Annotated in this window: 18 protein-coding genes; 8 read left to right on the top strand and 10 right to left on the bottom strand. The window is 70.9% G+C overall.

Features of this window, described 5'->3' with window-relative positions:
• Nucleotides 1-37: 37 nt before the first annotated feature.
• Both ACIBK6_RS21420 and ACIBK6_RS21415 read right to left on the bottom strand, forming a co-directional pair.
• Nucleotides 38-2452, bottom strand: coding sequence for a cation-translocating P-type ATPase (locus ACIBK6_RS21420; RefSeq protein WP_399052878.1), 2415 nt, complete (start codon nucleotides 2450-2452; stop codon nucleotides 38-40).
• A 129-nt stretch (nucleotides 2453-2581) separates the two neighbouring features.
• On the bottom strand, nucleotides 2582-2857 hold the full coding sequence (locus ACIBK6_RS21415; protein WP_399052877.1) for a DUF2530 domain-containing protein: 276 nt from the start codon (nucleotides 2855-2857) through the stop codon (nucleotides 2582-2584).
• A gap of 205 nt (nucleotides 2858-3062) precedes the next feature.
• Here ACIBK6_RS21415 and ACIBK6_RS21410 point away from each other — a divergent pair, with 205 nt between their 5' ends.
• Nucleotides 3063-4454, top strand: coding sequence for an NCS2 family permease (locus ACIBK6_RS21410; protein WP_399052876.1), 1392 nt, complete (start codon nucleotides 3063-3065; stop codon nucleotides 4452-4454).
• Here ACIBK6_RS21410 and ACIBK6_RS21405 read toward each other — a convergent pair.
• Entirely contained in the window at nucleotides 4424-4681 is a 258-nt protein-coding gene (locus ACIBK6_RS21405; RefSeq protein WP_399052875.1) for a ribbon-helix-helix protein, CopG family, read from the bottom strand. The two genes, ACIBK6_RS21410 and ACIBK6_RS21405, sit on opposite strands and share 31 nt — an antisense overlap.
• A gap of 157 nt (nucleotides 4682-4838) precedes the next feature.
• Between ACIBK6_RS21405 and ACIBK6_RS21400 the strand changes: the two genes are divergently transcribed.
• The 3 genes from ACIBK6_RS21400 to thpR all read left to right on the top strand — a co-directional run bounded on the left by ACIBK6_RS21400 (nucleotide 4839) and on the right by thpR (nucleotide 7337).
• A complete protein-coding gene (locus ACIBK6_RS21400; protein WP_399052874.1) occupies nucleotides 4839-5282 on the top strand; it encodes a MarR family winged helix-turn-helix transcriptional regulator in 444 nt (147 codons plus the stop codon).
• A gap of 27 nt (nucleotides 5283-5309) precedes the next feature.
• Nucleotides 5310-6647, top strand: coding sequence for an MFS transporter (locus ACIBK6_RS21395; protein WP_399052873.1), 1338 nt, complete (start codon nucleotides 5310-5312; stop codon nucleotides 6645-6647).
• 120 nt (nucleotides 6648-6767) lie between these two features.
• Nucleotides 6768-7337 carry an RNA 2',3'-cyclic phosphodiesterase gene (thpR, locus tag ACIBK6_RS21390; protein ID WP_399052872.1) on the top strand — a complete coding sequence of 190 codons (570 nt, stop codon included), beginning with the start codon at nucleotides 6768-6770 and terminating at the stop codon, nucleotides 7335-7337.
• Nucleotides 7338-7511: 174 nt separating this feature from the next.
• Here the strand turns inward: thpR and ACIBK6_RS21385 are convergent, their stop codons facing one another.
• The 3 genes from ACIBK6_RS21385 to ACIBK6_RS21375 form a co-directional block, all read right to left on the bottom strand.
• Nucleotides 7512-8504, bottom strand: a complete 993-nt coding sequence (locus tag ACIBK6_RS21385; protein ID WP_399052871.1) for an aldo/keto reductase — start codon at nucleotides 8502-8504, stop codon at nucleotides 7512-7514.
• Nucleotides 8505-8591: 87 nt separating this feature from the next.
• On the bottom strand, nucleotides 8592-9599 hold the full coding sequence (locus tag ACIBK6_RS21380; protein ID WP_399052870.1) for an aldo/keto reductase: 1008 nt from the start codon (nucleotides 9597-9599) through the stop codon (nucleotides 8592-8594).
• A 69-nt stretch (nucleotides 9600-9668) separates the two neighbouring features.
• Complete coding sequence (locus ACIBK6_RS21375; RefSeq protein WP_399052869.1) at nucleotides 9669-10259, bottom strand: MarR family winged helix-turn-helix transcriptional regulator; 591 nt, start codon at nucleotides 10257-10259, stop codon at nucleotides 9669-9671.
• Between the two features lie 99 nt (nucleotides 10260-10358).
• Here ACIBK6_RS21375 and ACIBK6_RS21370 point away from each other — a divergent pair, with 99 nt between their 5' ends.
• Nucleotides 10359-10871 carry a carboxymuconolactone decarboxylase family protein gene (locus tag ACIBK6_RS21370; RefSeq protein WP_399052868.1) on the top strand — a complete coding sequence of 171 codons (513 nt, stop codon included), beginning with the start codon at nucleotides 10359-10361 and terminating at the stop codon, nucleotides 10869-10871.
• A 25-nt stretch (nucleotides 10872-10896) separates the two neighbouring features.
• Here the strand turns inward: ACIBK6_RS21370 and ACIBK6_RS21365 are convergent, their stop codons facing one another.
• Nucleotides 10897-11556 (bottom strand): DUF4232 domain-containing protein, encoded by a 660-nt coding sequence (locus ACIBK6_RS21365; protein WP_399052867.1) that lies wholly within the window; start codon nucleotides 11554-11556, stop codon nucleotides 10897-10899.
• A 430-nt stretch (nucleotides 11557-11986) separates the two neighbouring features.
• Between ACIBK6_RS21365 and ACIBK6_RS21360 the strand changes: the two genes are divergently transcribed.
• Both ACIBK6_RS21360 and ACIBK6_RS21355 read left to right on the top strand, forming a co-directional pair.
• Nucleotides 11987-13126, top strand: coding sequence for a DUF2786 domain-containing protein (locus ACIBK6_RS21360; protein WP_399052866.1), 1140 nt, complete (start codon nucleotides 11987-11989; stop codon nucleotides 13124-13126).
• 169 nt (nucleotides 13127-13295) lie between these two features.
• Nucleotides 13296-15350, top strand: a complete 2055-nt coding sequence (locus ACIBK6_RS21355; protein ID WP_399052865.1) for an FUSC family protein — start codon at nucleotides 13296-13298, stop codon at nucleotides 15348-15350.
• Between the two features lie 11 nt (nucleotides 15351-15361).
• Here the strand turns inward: ACIBK6_RS21355 and ACIBK6_RS21350 are convergent, their stop codons facing one another.
• From ACIBK6_RS21350 to rpmB, 3 genes are all read right to left on the bottom strand, one after another.
• The gene (locus ACIBK6_RS21350; protein WP_399052864.1) at nucleotides 15362-15850 is read right to left on the bottom strand and encodes a hypothetical protein; all 489 of its coding nucleotides are present in this window, start codon (nucleotides 15848-15850) and stop codon (nucleotides 15362-15364) included.
• Nucleotides 15851-15915: 65 nt separating this feature from the next.
• Nucleotides 15916-16221, bottom strand: coding sequence for a 30S ribosomal protein S14 (gene rpsN, locus ACIBK6_RS21345; RefSeq protein WP_399052863.1), 306 nt, complete (start codon nucleotides 16219-16221; stop codon nucleotides 15916-15918).
• Nucleotides 16221-16457: a 50S ribosomal protein L28 gene (gene rpmB / locus ACIBK6_RS21340; RefSeq protein ID WP_399052862.1), complete on the bottom strand. Its 237-nt coding sequence runs from the start codon at nucleotides 16455-16457 to the stop codon at nucleotides 16221-16223. The genes rpsN and rpmB overlap by 1 nt, the downstream gene beginning before the upstream one ends.
• A gap of 85 nt (nucleotides 16458-16542) precedes the next feature.
• Between rpmB and rpmG the strand changes: the two genes are divergently transcribed.
• Nucleotides 16543-16707, top strand: coding sequence for a 50S ribosomal protein L33 (gene rpmG / locus ACIBK6_RS21335; protein ID WP_399052861.1), 165 nt, complete (start codon nucleotides 16543-16545; stop codon nucleotides 16705-16707).
• Nucleotides 16708-16709 lie beyond the last annotated feature (2 nt).

Raw genomic sequence — 16709 nt, 5'->3', positions numbered from 1 at the left:
GGAGGGTCTCGGGAAGGGGCGGGGTGGGGAATCCTCCCTAGTCCGGCCAGCGGCGGCCCACCCAGCGCCACGCCAGCTCCAGGACCACCGACGCCACCACCGCGATGCCGACGGCGGTCCACGGCATGACCGCCCCCACCAGCTTCAGCGCGAAGAAGTGCTGGAGCCACGGCACCGCGAGGACCAGCAGGAACGCCACGCCCATCGAGAGCACCAGGGCGATCCGCCACCACGTGTAGGGGCGGGCGATGATCGCCAGGACCCACATCGAGACCAGGAACAGGGTGAGCGTGGTGACGCTGGTCTGCGCGTCCAGCTCGCCCGGCCCCGAGTAGTACGCCCGCGCGATCATGTACGTGACGAACGTGGCCACCGCCGCGATGACCCCGCTGGGGATCGCGTACCGCATCACCCTCCGTACGAAGTGCGGTTTGGCGCGCTCCTTGTTGGGGGCGAGGGCCAGGAAGAACGCCGGGATGCCGATGGTGAAGGTGGAGAGCAGGGTCAAGTGCCGGGGGAGGAAGGGGTATTCGACCTGGAAGCAGACCACCAGGACGGCCAGCAGGACCGAGTACACCGTCTTGGTGAGGAAGAGCGTGGCGACCCGGGTGATGTTGCCGATCACCCTGCGGCCCTCCGCCACCACCGAAGGCAGCGTCGAGAAGCTGTTGTTGAGGAGGACGATCTGGGCGACCGCCCGGGTCGCCTCCGAGCCCGAGCCCATCGATACGCCGATGTCGGCGTCCTTCAGGGCCAGTACGTCGTTCACGCCGTCGCCGGTCATCGCGACCGTGTGGCCGCGTGACTGGAGGGCGGCGACCATGTCGCGCTTCTGCTGCGGGGTGACCCGGCCGAAGACCGCGTTGGCGTCGAGGACTTCGGCCATCTCGGCCTGGCCGGCGGGGAGTTGGCGGGCGTCCACGGTGTCCGCCGCGCCGGGCAGGCCGAGTTTTCCGGCCACCGCGCCGACCGACACCGCGTTGTCGCCGGAGATGACCTTGGTCTTGACGTTCTGCTCGCCGAAGTAGCGCAGGGTGTCGGCGGCGTCCGGCCGCAGTCGCTGTTCGAGGACGACCAGCGCGCCGGCCTTGGCGTCGGACGCGATGTCGGGGTCGTCGAGTTCGCGGGACGCGCGGGCCAGGAGCAGGACGCGCAGGCCCTTCTCGTTGAGGGTGTCGATCTCGGTCAGCACCGGGTCGCCCGGCTTCAGGAGCACGTCCGGCGCGCCGAGCAGCCAGGTGCTGTTCTCGCCGTCGCCCTCGCTGAACGCGGCGCCGCTGTACTTGCGGGCCGAGGAGAACGGCAGTGACTCGGTGCAGCGCCACACCTCGCTGTCGGGATAGGCGTCGATGATCGCCTGGAGGGAGGCGTTCGGCCGGGGATCGGACTCGCCGAGCGCGCCGAGCACTTTGCGTACGTACATCTCGTCCGAGCCGTTCAGCGGGCGGAGCTCGGTGACGTCCATGCCGCCCTCGGTGAGCGTGCCCGTCTTGTCGAGGCACACCACGTCGACGCGGGCCAGGCCCTCGATCGCGGGGAGTTCCTGGACCAGGCACTGTTTGCGGCCGAGGCGGATGACGCCGATCGCGAAGGCGACCGAGGTGAGCAGGACGAGGCCTTCCGGGATCATCGGGACGATGCCGCCCACGGTGCGGGCGATGGAATCCTTGAAGTTGTTGTTCTTCACCACGAGCTGGCTGATGACCAGGCCCATGGCGGTCGGGATCATCATCCACGTGACGTACTTGAGGATGGTGGAGATGCCGCTGCGCAGCTCGGAGTGGACGAGGGTGAACCGGCTGGCCTCCTCGGCCAGTTGAGCCGCGTACGCCTCGCGGCCGACCTTGGTGGCGGTGAACGCGCCGCCGCCCGCGACCACGAAGGATCCCGACATCATTTTGTCGCCGGGCTTCTTGAGGACCGGATCGGCCTCGCCGGTCAGCAGGGATTCGTCGACCTCCAGGCCGTCCGCCTCGACCGCCTGGCCGTCGACCACGATCTTGTCGCCCGGCCCGAGCTCGATGACGTCGCCGAGCACGATCTCGGAGGTGGAGATCTCGGCGGCCCTGCCGTCGCGCCGTACGGTCGGCTTGGCCTCGCCGATGACGGCGAGCCCGTCCAGGGTCTTCTTGGCCCGCATCTCCTGGATGATGCCGATGCCGGTGTTGGCGATGATCACGAAGCCGAAGAGGCTGTCCTGGATCGGCGCGACGACGAGCATGACCGCCCAGAGCACACCGATGATCGCGTTGAACCGGGTGAAGACGTTGCCGCGGACGATCTCGGCGGTGGAGCGGCTGCTGCGGAGGGGTACGTCGTTCACCTCGCCGCGCGCGACCCGCTCGGCGACCTCGGCGGTGGTCAGACCGCCCGCCCGCCGTGCCGGTGGCGGCTGCACGGGATGGACGGGGTCGAGTTCCGCCCCGGCGTCGATGTTGGCGCGCTGCGTCATGATTTCGACGGTACGGGGGGTTTGGGCGCTTCACCTGCCGGGACGGCCGAACATCCGACCCTGGGAGGAGACGAATGGTCCTCTGGCGGTACGCAGGTCCCGGCGGCCGGTGACTTTCGGCTCTTGCGGCTATTCCTTCTCGGCTGCCTGCTGGGCGGCGTGCCGCTTCAGTGCCGCGTCGCGGCCGCGCACGTACCAGATGCCGATCAGGCCGAGCCCGCCGCCGGCCAGGCAGGTCCACACCCACCACAGATGGCCGTGCGCGTCGAACCAGCCGTAGAAGGGGAGCTGGACGAGGAAGAGGACGAACCAGAGGATCGTGCCGCCGGTGACGGTGGCGACCACCGGGCCCTCAAGGGGCTCCGGCGCCTCGTGCTGGGGTGCTCCCTTGGGAAACGCAGGCATGCGATCAGTGTAGGGCGCGGCCTTTCCGCCCTCTGTTCAGACGGCTGCGCGCAGGATCCCCTTGGGTCTACGCGCGGAGATGGTGATCTTCGACTTATGTATTCATACTGAAACGGCTTACGGCTGACTCATTCTGTTCGTTAAAACGTCCAAAGAAGCTCGGGTACGTGCCGTTTCCCCGCCCCCGTCACGACTGAGGTTCCGCATGAACGGCCTGGACCGCTACTTCAAGATCTCCGAGCGGGGTTCCACCGTCGCCCGCGAGATCCGTGGCGGATTCGCGACCTTCTTCGCGATGGCGTACATCATCGTGCTGAACCCGATCATCCTCGGCAGCGCCAAGGACATGTACGGGCACCAGCTCGACAGCGGGCAGCTGGTCACCGCCACCGTGCTCACCGCCGCCTTCACCACGCTGCTCATGGGCGTCATCGGCAATGTGCCGATCGCGCTCGCGGCGGGGCTCGGCGTCAACACCGTGGTCGCCCTGCAGCTCGCCCCCCGGATGAGCTGGCCCGATGCCATGGGCATGGTCGTCCTGGCCGGCTTCGTGGTGATGCTCCTGGTCGCCACCGGTCTGCGCGAGCGCGTCATGAACGCGGTGCCGCTCGGACTGCGCAAGGGCATCGCGATCGGCATCGGCCTGTTCATCATGCTGATCGGCCTGGTCGACTCCGGCTTCGTCTCGCGCATCCCGGACGTCGCGCACACCACCGTGCCGCTTCAACTCGGCGGCAACGGGCACCTGTTGGGCTGGCCGGTGCTCGTCTTCATCCTCGGCGTGCTGCTCACGCTCGCGCTGATGGTCCGCAAGGTGCCCGGCGCGATCCTGATCTCCATCGTCGCGATGACCGGCCTCGCGATGATCATCAACGCGGTGACCACCGTGCCGTCCTGGGGTCTGACCACCCCGAAGTGGCCGGGCAACCCCGTCGACACCCCGGACTTCGGGCTCGTCGGCCACGTCAGCCTCTTCGGCGGGTTCTCCAAGGTCGGCCTGCTGACCGGCATCCTCTTCGTCTTCACGGTGCTGCTCTCGACGTTCTTCGACGCCATGGGCACGATCATGGGCATCAGCGACGAGGCGGGACTGACCGACGCCCAGGGCAACATGCCCGGCATGAGCCGCGTCCTGTTCGTCGACGGCATCGCCGTGGCGGCGGGCGGCGCCTCCTCCTCGTCGGCCACCACCTGCTTCGTGGAGTCCACGGCGGGTGTCGGCGAGGGCGCGCGCACCGGCCTCGCGAACGTGGTGACGGGCGGGCTCTTCACCATCTCCCTCTTCCTCACCCCGCTCGCCACGATGGTGCCCTCCCAGGCGGCCACCCCGGCACTGCTCGCGGTCGGCTTCCTGATCATGTCCGCGTCGATCAGGGAGATCGACTGGGCGGACTGGACGATCGCCGTCCCGGCGTTCGTGACGATGCTGATGATGCCGTTCACGTACTCGATCACCAACGGCATCGGCATGGGCTTCATCACCTTCACGGTGCTGCGCCTGGCGGCCGGCCGGGCCCGCGAGATCCCGGTCGCGATGTACATCGTCTCGGCGGTGTTCACCTTCTACTACCTGATGCCGGCGCTCGGGCTCACGTAGGCGCTGGGACTCACGTAGCTCACGCCGCCCCGTAACTCGCGTAGCTCACGTGGCCCGTAGAACTTCTCCGTCTCGTCGACCGCCGCGTTGAAGCGTTCGTCGAAGTCGTCGCGTATGAGCGTCCGGACCACATAGTCCTGGACGCTCATCTGGCGTTTCGCGGCATGGTGCCTGAGCCGTTCGAGCAGCTCACCGTCAATCCGCAGGCTGAGCACGCTGGTCCCCATGGGACGAGGGTCGCCGCCCGGCCCGCCCGGGCGCGTCACTTTCCGCGCAGGTCTCACTCGTTCGAGTGATGTGTGGCGCGGTGGCACCGGTGTGGCGCTGGACACCCGGATCCGGAGCGGTGGTATTTAGCCAGAGTAATGAGTTACTCTAACGAACATGTCTGACCTGCCCCACGGCAGCGGCGCGGATGCCGCCGCCGTGAACTCCCTGCGCTCGGCCGTCATGCGGCTGAGCCGGCGCCTCAAGCACCAGCGCGTCGACGAATCGCTCAGCCCGACCGAGATGTCGGTGCTCGGCACGCTCGCCCGCTGCGGTTCGGCCACCCCCGGTGAGCTGGCCCGCAAGGAGCACGTCCAGCCGCCGTCGATGACCCGCATCGTCGCGCTCCTTGAGGCGAAGGGCCTGGTCAGGCTGGAGCCGCATCCCGATGACCGCCGCCAGAAGGTGGTCAGCCAGACCGAAGAGGCCGAGGCGATGCTCGAAGAGAGCCGCCGCAAGCGCAACGCCTGGCTGGCCTCCCTCGTGGAAGGCCTGGACGAGGACGAGTGGGCGAAGCTGCGCGCGGCCGCCCCGGTCCTGGAGAAGCTCGCACACCTGTAAGGCGCATAGCTAGGAGGCGAACCCTTTTTGAGTACGGGAACCGGATCACCATCCGCCCCCGCACCGACCCCCACCTACAACAAGCGCGGCGGGGGGATGTTCTCCTCGCTCGCGGTCCGCAACTACCGGCTGTTCTTCTCCGGCGCCATCGTGTCCAACATCGGCACCTGGATGGCCCGGATCACCCAGGACTGGCTGGTCCTGACCATCACCGGCTCCTCGGTGGCGGTCGGCATCACCACCGCCATGCAGTTCCTGCCGATGCTCCTGTTCGGCCTCTACGGCGGCGTCATAGCCGACCGGTTCGCCAAGCGGAACATCCTGTTCGTGACGCAGGCCGCGATGGGACTCGGCGGGCTCTTCCTCGCCGTGATGACCTTGTCCGGCAACGTCCAGGTCTGGCACGTCTACCTGACCGCCTTCTTCACCGGCCTGGTCACCGTCGTCGACAACCCGACCCGGCAGTCCTTCGTCTCCGAGATGGTCGGCCCCGACCGGGTACGCAACGCGGTCAGCCTCAACTCGGCGAACTTCCAGTCCGCCCGGCTCGTCGGCCCCGCCGTCGCGGGCGCCGTCATGGCGGCCGTCGGCCCCGGCTGGGCGTTCCTCGCCAACGGCCTGTCCTTCACCGCCCCGCTGCTCTGCCTGACGCTGATGCGCACGAAGGAACTCCAGCCGACCAAGCTCGCCCCGCGCGGCAAGGGCCAGCTGCGGGAGGGACTCGCGTACGTCTCCGAGCGGCCCGAGCTGATCTGGCCGATCGTGCTCGTCGGCTTCGTCGGCACCTTCGGGTTCAACTTCCCGATCTGGCTGAGCGCGTACGCCTCCGACGTCTTCCACGGCGGATCCGGCATGTACGGGGTGTTCAACAGCCTCATGGCGATCGGCTCGCTGATCGGCGCGCTGCTCGCGGCCCGGCGCGGCACCACGCGGCTACGGGTCCTCGCGCTCGCGGCGCTGCTGTTCGCGGTCCTCGAACTCGTCGCCGCCGGCGCCCCCGGCCTCGGCGTGTTCATGGCGCTGCTCATCCCCGTCGGGATCCTCGGCCTGACGGTGAACGTGACCGCCAACGCCTCGGTGCAGATGGCCACCGACCCCGAGATGCGGGGCCGCGTCATGAGCCTGTTCATGATGGTGTTCACCGGCGGCACCCCGCTCGGCGGCCCGCTCTTCGGCTGGCTGACCGATGTCTACGGCGTCCGCGTCAGCCTCGCGCTCGGCGGCCTGATCTGCGGCGCGGCGGCGATCGGCGTCGGCCTGATGCTGGCCCGCGCGGCGAACCTGCGCCTGAAGGTCGACGTACGCCCGGGACACCGGCACGTCGAGTTCGTACCGCGCAAGCAGTCGCTGGTGGCGGCCGCCTGACGGAACACGGAACGGCCCGGCCCTGTCATCGGGGGCCGGGCCGTTTCTCCGCGTACGCGAGCCCAGGCCGTCTGAGGGGGTCGCCCGCACCGAAGCCCGATCTTGCTCTTAACTGTCCCCATGCGACTCTTCGCCGCCGTACTTCCCGCAGCCCCAGCCCTGCATGAACTCGGCTTCGCCGTAAGGAAGTTGGGCGCGCTGCCCGGTGCGGACGCGCTGCGCTGGACCGGGTGGGACGGCTGGCACCTCACCCTCGCGTTCCTGGGCGAGACCGACGAGGCGCTCCTTGACGAGCTGTACGCGCGGCTCGGCCGGGCGGCCCGCCGCACCGAGCCCTTCGCGCTGCGGCTGCACGGCGGCGGCCGCTTCGACGGGCACGCCCTGTGGGCCGGGGTCGCGGGCGCCCTCGACCCGCTGCGGCTGCTCGCCGAACGCGCCGACGCGGCCGCACGCCGCTCCGGCATCCCCATGGACAAGCACCGCCGCTACGTGCCGCACCTCACCCTGGCCCGGTCCCGCACGCCCGTGGACCTGCGCCCGTACGTGGCGGAGCTCGCCGCGTTCGAAGGCACCTCGTGGCAGGTGGAGGACCTGGCCCTGGTCCGCAGCACCCTCCCGCACAGCGGCGTACCCGGCGAACGGCCCCGGTACGAGACGGTCGCCCGCTGGCCGCTCGGCGGGGCCGGTTAGGCTCAAGGGGTGGACCCGAAGACCAGGAACCGGATCATGGCCGGTGTGCTCGTGCTGATGTTCGTCGTCGTGGCGGTGGCGGCCGCCGTCGGCTGAGAGCCTGTGTCCTGACTCTGTCCGGACCCGGGCGGGGTCTGGACACCGGCTCCGAGGACGGCCGCCCGCCCGTAACGACTACCAGGCGAAGGCCTCCGGCGAGGGGCCGGGGCCGGGGAAGATCTCGTCCAGCGCGGTCAGCACCTCCCCGGACAGGTCGAGCTCGACCGCCCGCACCGCCGCGTCCAACTGCTCCGCCGTGCGCGGGCCGACGATGGGACCGGTCACGCCGGGCCGCGAGAGCAGCCAGGCGAGCGCGGTCTCGCCGGGGTCGAGATCGTGCTTGGCGAGCAGGTCCTCGTACGCCTGGACCCGATTGCGCACCGCCGGGTCCGCGAGGGACTGGGCCGCGATCCCGCCCTTGGAACGCGAGCCCGCGCCCTCCCGCTCCTTGCGCAGGATCCCGCCGAGCATCCCGCCGTGCAGCGGCGACCAGGGGATGACCCCGAGCCCGTACTCCCGGGCGGCCGGGACGACCTCCATCTCGGCGCGCCGCTCGGCGAGGTTGTAGAGGCACTGCTCGCTGACCAGGCCCAGGCGCCCGGTGCGGGCGGCGAGCTCATTGGCCTGGGCGATCTTGTAACCGGGGAAGTTGGACGATCCGGCATACAGGATCTTGCCCTGGGTGATCAGGACGTCGATGGCCTGCCAGATCTCCTCGAAGGGGGTCAGGCGGTCGACGTGGTGGAACTGGTAGACGTCGATCCGGTCGGTGCCGAGGCGCTGGAGCGAAGCCTCGACGGAGCGGCGGATGTTGACCGCCGACAGCTTGTGGTGGTTGGGCCAGGGTTCGCCCGCGGCCATGTTGCCGTTGAGCTTGGTGGCGAGGACGGTCTTGTCGCGCCGGCCGCCGCCCTGGGCGAACCAGCTGCCGATGATCTCCTCGGTACGGCCCTTGTTCTCGCCCCAGCCGTACACGTTGGCGGTGTCGAAGAAATTGATGCCCGCGCTGAGCGCGGCGTCCATGATCGCGTGGCTGGCGGCCTCGTCGGTCTGCGGTCCGAAGTTCATCGTCCCCAGGACGATCCTGCTCACCTGAAGACCCGTGCGTCCGAGCTGCGTGTACCTCATGGGAATCCAGCCAACGTCCTTGAGTGCGCTCCAGGCAAGAGGACGGGCCGGGACTTTGCGGTCCCGGCCCGTCGTGGTGCGTACGTCCTACCAGGCGAAGGCCTCCGGCGACGTCCCGGGGCCCGGGAAGATGTCGTCGAGCGCGGCCAGCACCTCCCCGCTCAGCTCCAACTCCACGGCGCGCAGCGCCGATTCGAGGTGGGCGGGGGTGCGCGGGCCGACAATGGGGCCGGTGACGCCGGGCCGTGAGAGCAGCCAGGCGAGCGCGGTCTCGCCGGGGTCGAGGTCGTGCTTGGCGAGCAGGTCCTCGTACGCCTGGATCTGCGCGCGTACGGCCGGATCGGCCAGGCCCGCGCCGGAGCGGCCGCTGGTGGTGCGCGAACCGGCGCCCTCGCGCTCCTTGCGCAGCGCGCCGCCGAGCAGGCCCTGGTGCAGCGGGGACCAGGGGATGATTCCGACGCCGTACTCCTGGGCGGCGGGGATGACCTCCATTTCGGCGCGGCGCTCGAAGAGGTTGTAGAGGCACTGCTCGCTGACCAGGCCGAGCCGGCCGGTGCGGGCGGCGGTCTCGTTGGCCTGGGCGATCTTGTAGCCGGGGAAGTTGGAGGAGGCCGCGTAGAGGATCTTGCCCTGCTGCACGAGGACGTCGACCGCCTGCCAGATCTCCTCGAAGGGGGTCGCGCGGTCTACGTGGTGGAACTGGTAGACGTCGATGTGGTCGGTGCCGAGGCGCTGGAGCGAAGCCTCCACGGCGCGGCGGATGTTGACCGCCGAGAGCTTGTTGTGGTTGGGCCAGGGGGTGCCGTTCCAGGCGGTGCCCTGTGTCATGTCGCCGTACATCTTGGTGGCGAGGACCACCTTGTCGCGGCGGTCGCCGCCCTTCGCGAACCAGGACCCGAGGATCTTCTCGGTGCGCCCCTTCTCCTCGTCCACGCCGTATATGTCGGCGGTGTCGAAGAAGTTCATGCCCGCGTCGAGGGCGGCGTCCATGATCGCGTGGCTGGTGGCCTCGTCGGTCTCGCCGCCGAAGTTCATCGTGCCGAGGACGAGACGGCTGACCTGGAGTCCGGTGCGTCCGAGCTGTGTGTACTTCATGGGCCCATCAAAGCCGGTTGGAGCAAGCTCTAGGCAAGGGTTTCGCGCAACCTCTACGCAGGCTTTCGCTCAACTTCCCAGCCAGCTCGACGCGTCGAGGCGGAAGGCCTCCGGCGGGACGGCCGTACGCAGCGACGCCTCAAGCTCGCGCAGCCGGTCGCCGCCCAGGGTGTCGGCCCAACTCGCCCTCAGGTCATCGAAGATGGCGGCCGAGCGGCCGAGCGCGTCGAGTCCGTGCGGGGTGAGGCGGACCAGTTTGCGGCGGGCGTCGGCGGGGTCGTCGGCGCGCTCGGCGTAGCCCAGGGCGATGAGGCGGTCCACGGTCTTGCCCGCCGCCTGCTTGGAGACGCCGAGCCGCCGCCCGATCTCGCTCGCGGTCGATCCGGGCAGCCCGATGGCCTGGAGGGCGAAGCCGTGCGCGGGCCGGATGTCCGGGTGGCCCTGGCGGGCCAGCTCGGCGTGCAGCCGGTCGATGAGCGAGCGGAACCCGGCGAAGAGGAGCAGGGGGAGCTCGTATCCGGGGGCGTCGGGCTGCGGCGCGGGGCCGCTCCGGGGCGCGCCTGTGCGCCGTCCGGCGCTCGGGGCGGTGCGGGCGGGCCGCCCGGCGCCCTGTGCATTGCGCGAATCGACAACCTGGTTTACCTTTTCTTCGTCAACCACGTTGTCCATTCTAGTTCCGGGCCCGCTGGATCCTCGGGTCCGGACCCCTGGATTCTCAGGTCCGGACCCTGGTTCCGGACCGTATGGAAGAGGTCCCACATGGCATTCACCGAGCACACCCTCGAATCGGCCCCCGCCGCCTCGCGCAAGTCGATGGAGGCCACCATCCGCCACCTCGGCGGCCTCGCCTCGCCGGTCGCCAGGATGGCCACCTCCCCGCACATGCTGGACGGCTTCCTCGCGGTGAGCGGGATCTTCGAGCAGTCCACCCTGGAGCCGCTGGCGCGCGAGGTCGTCATCATGACGGTGGCCGTCCGCAACGAATGCCACGTGTGCGTGGCCATGCACACCGGCAAGCTGCGCACGCTGGGCGCGGACGAGGACCTGGTGGGCGCCCTGCACGAGCAGCGCCCGCTCGCCGACCCGAAGCTCGATGCCGTACGCCGCTTCACGCTCGCGGTGCTCGCGAAGGCGGGCGGGGTCGAGGACGAGACCGTCAAGGACTTCCTCTCGTACGGGTACACCGAGCAGAACGCCCTCGAAGTCGTCCTCGGCATCGGCACCTACACGCTGTCCACCTTCGCCAACCGGCTCACGGGCGCGGGCCTGTGAGGCGTCAACTGAACGGCAGGGGAGCCTACTTGGACCCTACCGGGCTGATGTACGTCCCCGGATGTGTCGCCCCGTCCTGGAGCAGGACCGAGGAGTAGGTCCAGGGCAGGGTGTGGGAGTGGGTCTCGTTCGGCGGGGTGATCACGATGCTCTTCGGCGTGAACTCCTGGCCGCTGCCCTTGGTGAACGGCAGGTAGAAGATGTTGAAGGTGGTCGTCGCGCCGGGCCGGACCGTGACCGTCGCCGGGGTCTCGGCGGTCCCCCGGGTCAGCGGCCACCTGGTGGCGCCGCCCACCAGATCGACCCCCGGATAGCCCTTCATCGCACAGGACTTGGTGCCCTTGTTGGTGAGCGTGACGGTCACCGTGCCCTGCGAGCCGTCCGACTTGGCGCCGCTGCTGGGGCTGACGCCGAAGGTGAGCTGCGACGTCGCGCAGTGGTTGCCGCCGTGGTCGGCGCCGGTGCCGGTGCCCGCGTTCGTACCGCCTCCAGTGCTGCCGCCGGAGGGCGCCATGCTCCCGCCGCCGGTGCCGGGCGAGCCGGACGCGGTGCCGGTGCCGGTGCCGCTCGGGGTGTCGCTGGTGGCCACCTTGCCGGAGCCGCTGCCGCCGCCGCAGGCGGTCAGGGTCAGTGCGGCGGTGAGTACGGCGATCGCGGCAAGGGGTGCGGTGCGCAGGCGAAACACGGCGATCCTCTCCTTCGTTGTCCCTTCGGGTGCCCAGCGGACCCGGATTTCAAGCGCGCTGGGACGTGCGGCGCGCCGGAGGCGGTCGGCGGGGTACGGAACCGGGTGCTCCGGGCTGTTGGACGCCCCGTACCGCCAGACGGTTTCACCGCGCGTCCGCATCCGGCGGTCGGCGCGCCGAAGCGGCCCTGGCGGGCGGTCCGCGGCGCCTCCTCGGGCGGGGGTCCCCCGGCCGCGAGGGCATCCGGGCCACCATGGCGTACGACCGCGCCGGGCGCGAGGGTTCACGCCCTGAAATGTTGTCCACAGCCTGTGGACGACGAGAACCCCTCGGCACTCACATCCGGCCGTCACGCACCCGCGACCTCCGTCATAGAGTCGGCGAAGCGGCACGGGAACACCTGTCGTGCGAGGACGCGGGAGGTACGTGGTGGAAGCCGTCGAGGCCAAGGAGGCCGTGGACCGGGCGTTCGCGGCGGCCCTCTACATCGAGGGCGACGCGGGCCTGGACACCGGCGCCTCACTGCTCGCCGCCGCGCCCGACGCGGACGGTGAACTCGCCCTGCGGGGGCGGGAGTTCGTCAGGCGGGCCTGGGAGCGGGGCTGGCAGCCCGCCGATGTCGTACGGATCGTACGGCGCGACCTGGACGAGCCGCAGGTGCGCATCCTGAGCACCCTGGTCCGCGCCGAGCTCGCCCGCTACGAGCGGCTGCCCGCGCGCTGGCAGGAGCAGGTCGACGAGCTGCCCGGTGAGGCCTGGCGCGCGGACCGCTTCTCGTACGCCACCGCCGTTCTGGAGCTGTACCGGCTGCTGCTGCGGCTGCCCGCGATCGAGCCGGTCGGCCCGGTGCCGGGGGCCGCGCCGATCGGGCCGCCGGTGCACGGCGAGCCGAAGATGCTGGCCCGGATCCGGGCGCTGCTCGCGAAGGCCGAGGCGACCGGGTTCCCCGAGGAGGCGGAGGCGCTCAGCGCCAAGGCGCAGGAGCTGATGGCCCGGCACAGCGTGGACGAGGCGCTGCTCGCGGGGCGCGGGCCGGGCGGCGAGGTGCCGGGGGCCTGCCGGATCGGGGTGGACGCGCCGTACGAGACGGCGAAGGCGATCCTGCTCGACGCGGTCGCCGGCGCCAACCACTGCCGGGCGGTGTGGAGTTCGGAGCTCGGCTTCTCGACGGTCGTCGGCTTCGAGGGCGACCTGGAAGCGGTGGAACTCCTCTACACCTCCCTCCTCGTGCAGGGCACGGCCGCGATGACCCGCGCGGAGGCCGCGCAGCGGGCGGGCGGCCGCAAGCGCACCAAGACCTTCCGCCAGTCCTTCCTCCTGGCTTACGCCAACCGCCTCGGCGACCTCCTCGCCGCGACGGCCCGCCATGTGGCGGAGGAGTTCGGCGGTGACCTCCTCCCGGTCCTGGCCACCCGCGCGGTGGCGGTGGCGGGCCGCGCGGAGGAGATGTTCCCCAAGACGGTGACGACGAGGGTGCGCGGCGCGACGGACGAGGAGGGCTGGACGCACGGCCGTGCGGCAGCGGACCAGGCGCACCGGGGTGGCAGGTCCAAAGGAATCCAACCCTGACCGGCACCAATCAAGCCCGTCCGGCGATTGAGGACGCAGCGGGGGCGCCGTTCCGTGCTGGGCAGGGCAAAATCCAGCCCCTCCGGCGTTTGAGGAGCGGGGGTCTGGGGGCAGCGCCCCCAGGGTCCGGAAGCGGCAGGGTGGTAAGCAGCCCACTACGCTCAAAAGCATGGGCTGGCTCCGCGCGCTGAAGGAGACCACGCGCTCGGGGCTCACGGTCGAGCGCCGCCGACTCGAACCCCTCGTCGCCCTGCGCGGAGCGGCCGGCCTCGCCATCGTCGTCGGCATCAGCCTCACCCTCTTCGCCCCCGCCGTCGCCGCGAGCTCCGCGTTCGGCGCGTTCCAGGGCGCCATCGCCACGTACCAGCGCAGCTGGCGCCCGCGGCCCGTACTGGCGCTCGCCTCCGGCCTCTCCCTCGCGATCTCGACGTTCCTCGGCTATCTCGTCGGCACCCATTCGCCGTTCTTCCTGCTGCTGCTCGCCGTGTGGACGTTCGGGGCGGGCCTGTCGTGGGCGGTCGGTCCGACCGTCGGTGTGATCGCCTCCTCGAACGTGGCGATCATGCTGGTCACGGTCACCCTGCCCAGTTCGCTCGCCGACGCCGCCGGCCACGCCGCGATGATCGCGTTCGGCGGGGTCGTACAGGCCGCTCTGGTCGTGGTCTTCCCGATCCGCAGATGGGGCGCGCAGCGCGACGCGCTCGCCGACGCGCTGGCCGCGGTGGCCGACTACGCGCGCCGGCTGCGGCACGACCCGGTCGCCCCCTTCGACCCGCAGCCCCTGATGACAGCCCGGCTCGCGGCCGCCGTCACCCCGCGCGAGGCCCGCCGCCGCCCCGCCGAACTGCACGGCGCCCGGGGCGTCGCCGAGCGGATCAGGCCGGTCCTCGCCTCGCTCGCCGACCCGGCGCTCGGCGTCCCCGATGAGGGCGTGGAACGCGACCGGGTCAGGGAGTTGCTCGCCGCCGCCGCGACCGTCATGGACGCCGCCGCGCGGGCCGTGCGGCACGGCGAGCCGGTCCGCATCCCGCCGGGGGCGAAGGCCGCGCTCGCCACCCCCGACACCGGTGCCATCCTCACCGGGCCGGCCCGCCGCGCCGCCGCCCGGCTCACCGCGCTGCTCGCCGATGTGGTCGAGACGGCGGGCGGCAGCGGCACCGACGAAGGCGCGGCCCCGCTGCTGAGGCCCACCCTGCTCCGCCTGCTGCCGGTCGCGCTGCGCACCATGCGCGCCGAGCTGGGCCGCCGCGACTCACCGGTCTTCCGGCACGCGGTGCGGGTCTGCGCGGTGGCGACGGCCGGCTACCTCCTCGGCCACGCCCTCCCGCTCGGCCACGCCTACTGGGCCCCGATGGCCTCCGTGATGGTGATGCGGCCGGACTTCTCGCTCACGTACGCCCGCGCGGTCGCCCGGTTCGGCGGCACCCTCGTCGGCGTGGCGCTCGCGACCGGCATCGTGCAGCTCACCCACCCGGACACCGCCACCTCCGCCGCCATCGCGGTGACCTGCGCGTTCCTGGCGTACCTGCTGATGAGTACGGGGTACGCGGTGCTGAGCGGCTGCGTCTCGGCGTACGTCGTGTTCCTGCTCGGCATGGGCGGCCTCCAGTGGACCCAGACGGTGCCCGACCGGGTGTTCCTGACCCTGCTCGGCGGGACGCTCGCGATGGTCTCGTACGCCCTCTACCCGGCCTGGGAGACGCCGAGGCTGCGCACCCGGCTCGCCGACTGGCTGGTCGCGGACGGCCGGTACGCCGCCGCCGTCATCGACCAGTACGCCGACCCCGGCCGCGGCTCCGGCGAGATCCGCCGGGCGCTGCTCGGCACCCGGGCGGCCCGCATCGCCTGGCAGGAAGCCCTCGACAAGGCCAGGCACGAGCCGGTCCGGCACCGGGGACTGTCGCGTTCGGCGGCCGACGAAGCGGCCCGCGCGCTGCGTCAGTTGGGGCGTACGGCCATGTTGATGGAGGCGCATCTGCCGGACCGGGACGCGGTTGCGGTGCCGGCCGCCGCGAAGCTCGCCGAGGCGCTGCGGGGCGCCACCGAGCAGGGCGCCAAGGCGGTGCGCGAGCGGCGGGTGCCGCGCTGGGCGGAGGTCGAGCAGGCCCTCGCCGCCTGGGACGGCGAGGGCGTGCCCGACCGGGTGGTGCGCCGGGGAGCCGGTCTGGTCCTGCACTGCCTGGATGACCTGACCGACGCCCTTACGCCGTCCAACTCCCCTTAGTAATAGGGGAGTTACGGGGACGGCGGGGTCGGCAGTCCGGCCGTGGGGAGATTGCTCGGGAGCGTGCCCGCCTTGCCCCGGGTGAACGTGTCCGTCCCGGAGCCCTCCCACTTGACCTCAAGGGTGTCGCCCTTGACCGTGGCCATGCCCTGGGTGCGCTCGGTGTTCCGGTCCGCGCACTTCAGGGTGATCATCATCATGCCCCCGGCCTCGGCCGCGGTGCCGGAGCACACATGCGGCGAGAGCAGGGCCGCGGTCTTGCCCGCGACGGCCATCGTGACCGTCTTGCCACCGGTGGTCGCGGTCCAACTCCCTTGCAGATCACTGCTCTTGGCCGGAGTTCCGCCGCCGTCCGGCGCGGACGGCGCGCTGCTGCTCCCCGCCGGGGACTTGGCGGCCGGCGGGTCGGACTTCTTGCCGCTGCTGCCGCAGCCGGTCAGTACGAGTGCGACCGAGAGCCCGGCGGCGGCGAATCCGGCGGTACGTATGTGCCTGTGCACGGCTTGTCTTCCCCCTGTGAACGGTGTTCGGGACCGCGACAAGCTACCAGCCAAGCCTTGGAGCCCTACCAGGAGGACTTGCGCACACCCGGCAGGAACCCGGCGTGGGCCTCCTCCCGCAGCCGTACCCGGGACAGGCCGAACTTCCGGAAATGTCCGCGCGGCCGGCCGTCCACGGCATCGCGGTTGCGTACCCGCGTGGCGCTCGCGTCCCGCGGCTGGCGCTGCAACTCGCGCTGCGCCGCCGCCCGTTCGGACTCGCCGGAGGACGTGCTGCGGATGACCGCCGTAAGCACGGCCCGCCGAGCCGCGTAGCGGGCGACGACGGCCCTGCGCTTCTCGTTCTTCGCGATCTTGCTCTTCTTCGCCATCAGACCTTCACTCCCCGCGCACGGATCCGGGCGACAGCGGCCTCGATGCCGATGACGTCGACCGTCTTGATCGCCTTGGCGCTGAGCACCAGGCGCACATGGCGGCCCTCGCTCGGCAGCCAGTACCGCTTGCGCTGGATGTTGGGGTCGAAGCGGCGGGAGGTGCGCCGGTGGGAGTGCGAGATGCGGTTGCCGAATCCCGGCTCGGCGCCGGTCAGTTGGCAGTGGGCGGACATGTCCGTTCCTCTCGGAGAAGTCGATGGGGCGGGGCCCACCCTAGCGGCTCTTGCAAATGAAAACCATTTCCATATACTGGGGGTCATGGCACGCAACGAACTCCGCCCGGTCATCAAGCTCCGCTCCACGGCCGGAACCGGCTACACGTACGTCACCCGCAAGAACCGGCGCAACGACCCGGACCGCCTGACCATCCGCAAGTACGACCCCGTGGCCGGCCGCCACGTCGACTTCCGAGAGGAGCGCTGACC

Source organism: Streptomyces sp. NPDC050485 (genome assembly GCF_044458185.1).
Classification (GTDB): Bacteria; Actinomycetota; Actinomycetes; order Streptomycetales; family Streptomycetaceae; genus Streptomyces.
Note: the sequence above shows the minus strand (reverse complement) of the source record. Positions and strands in the feature narration are given on the sequence as shown.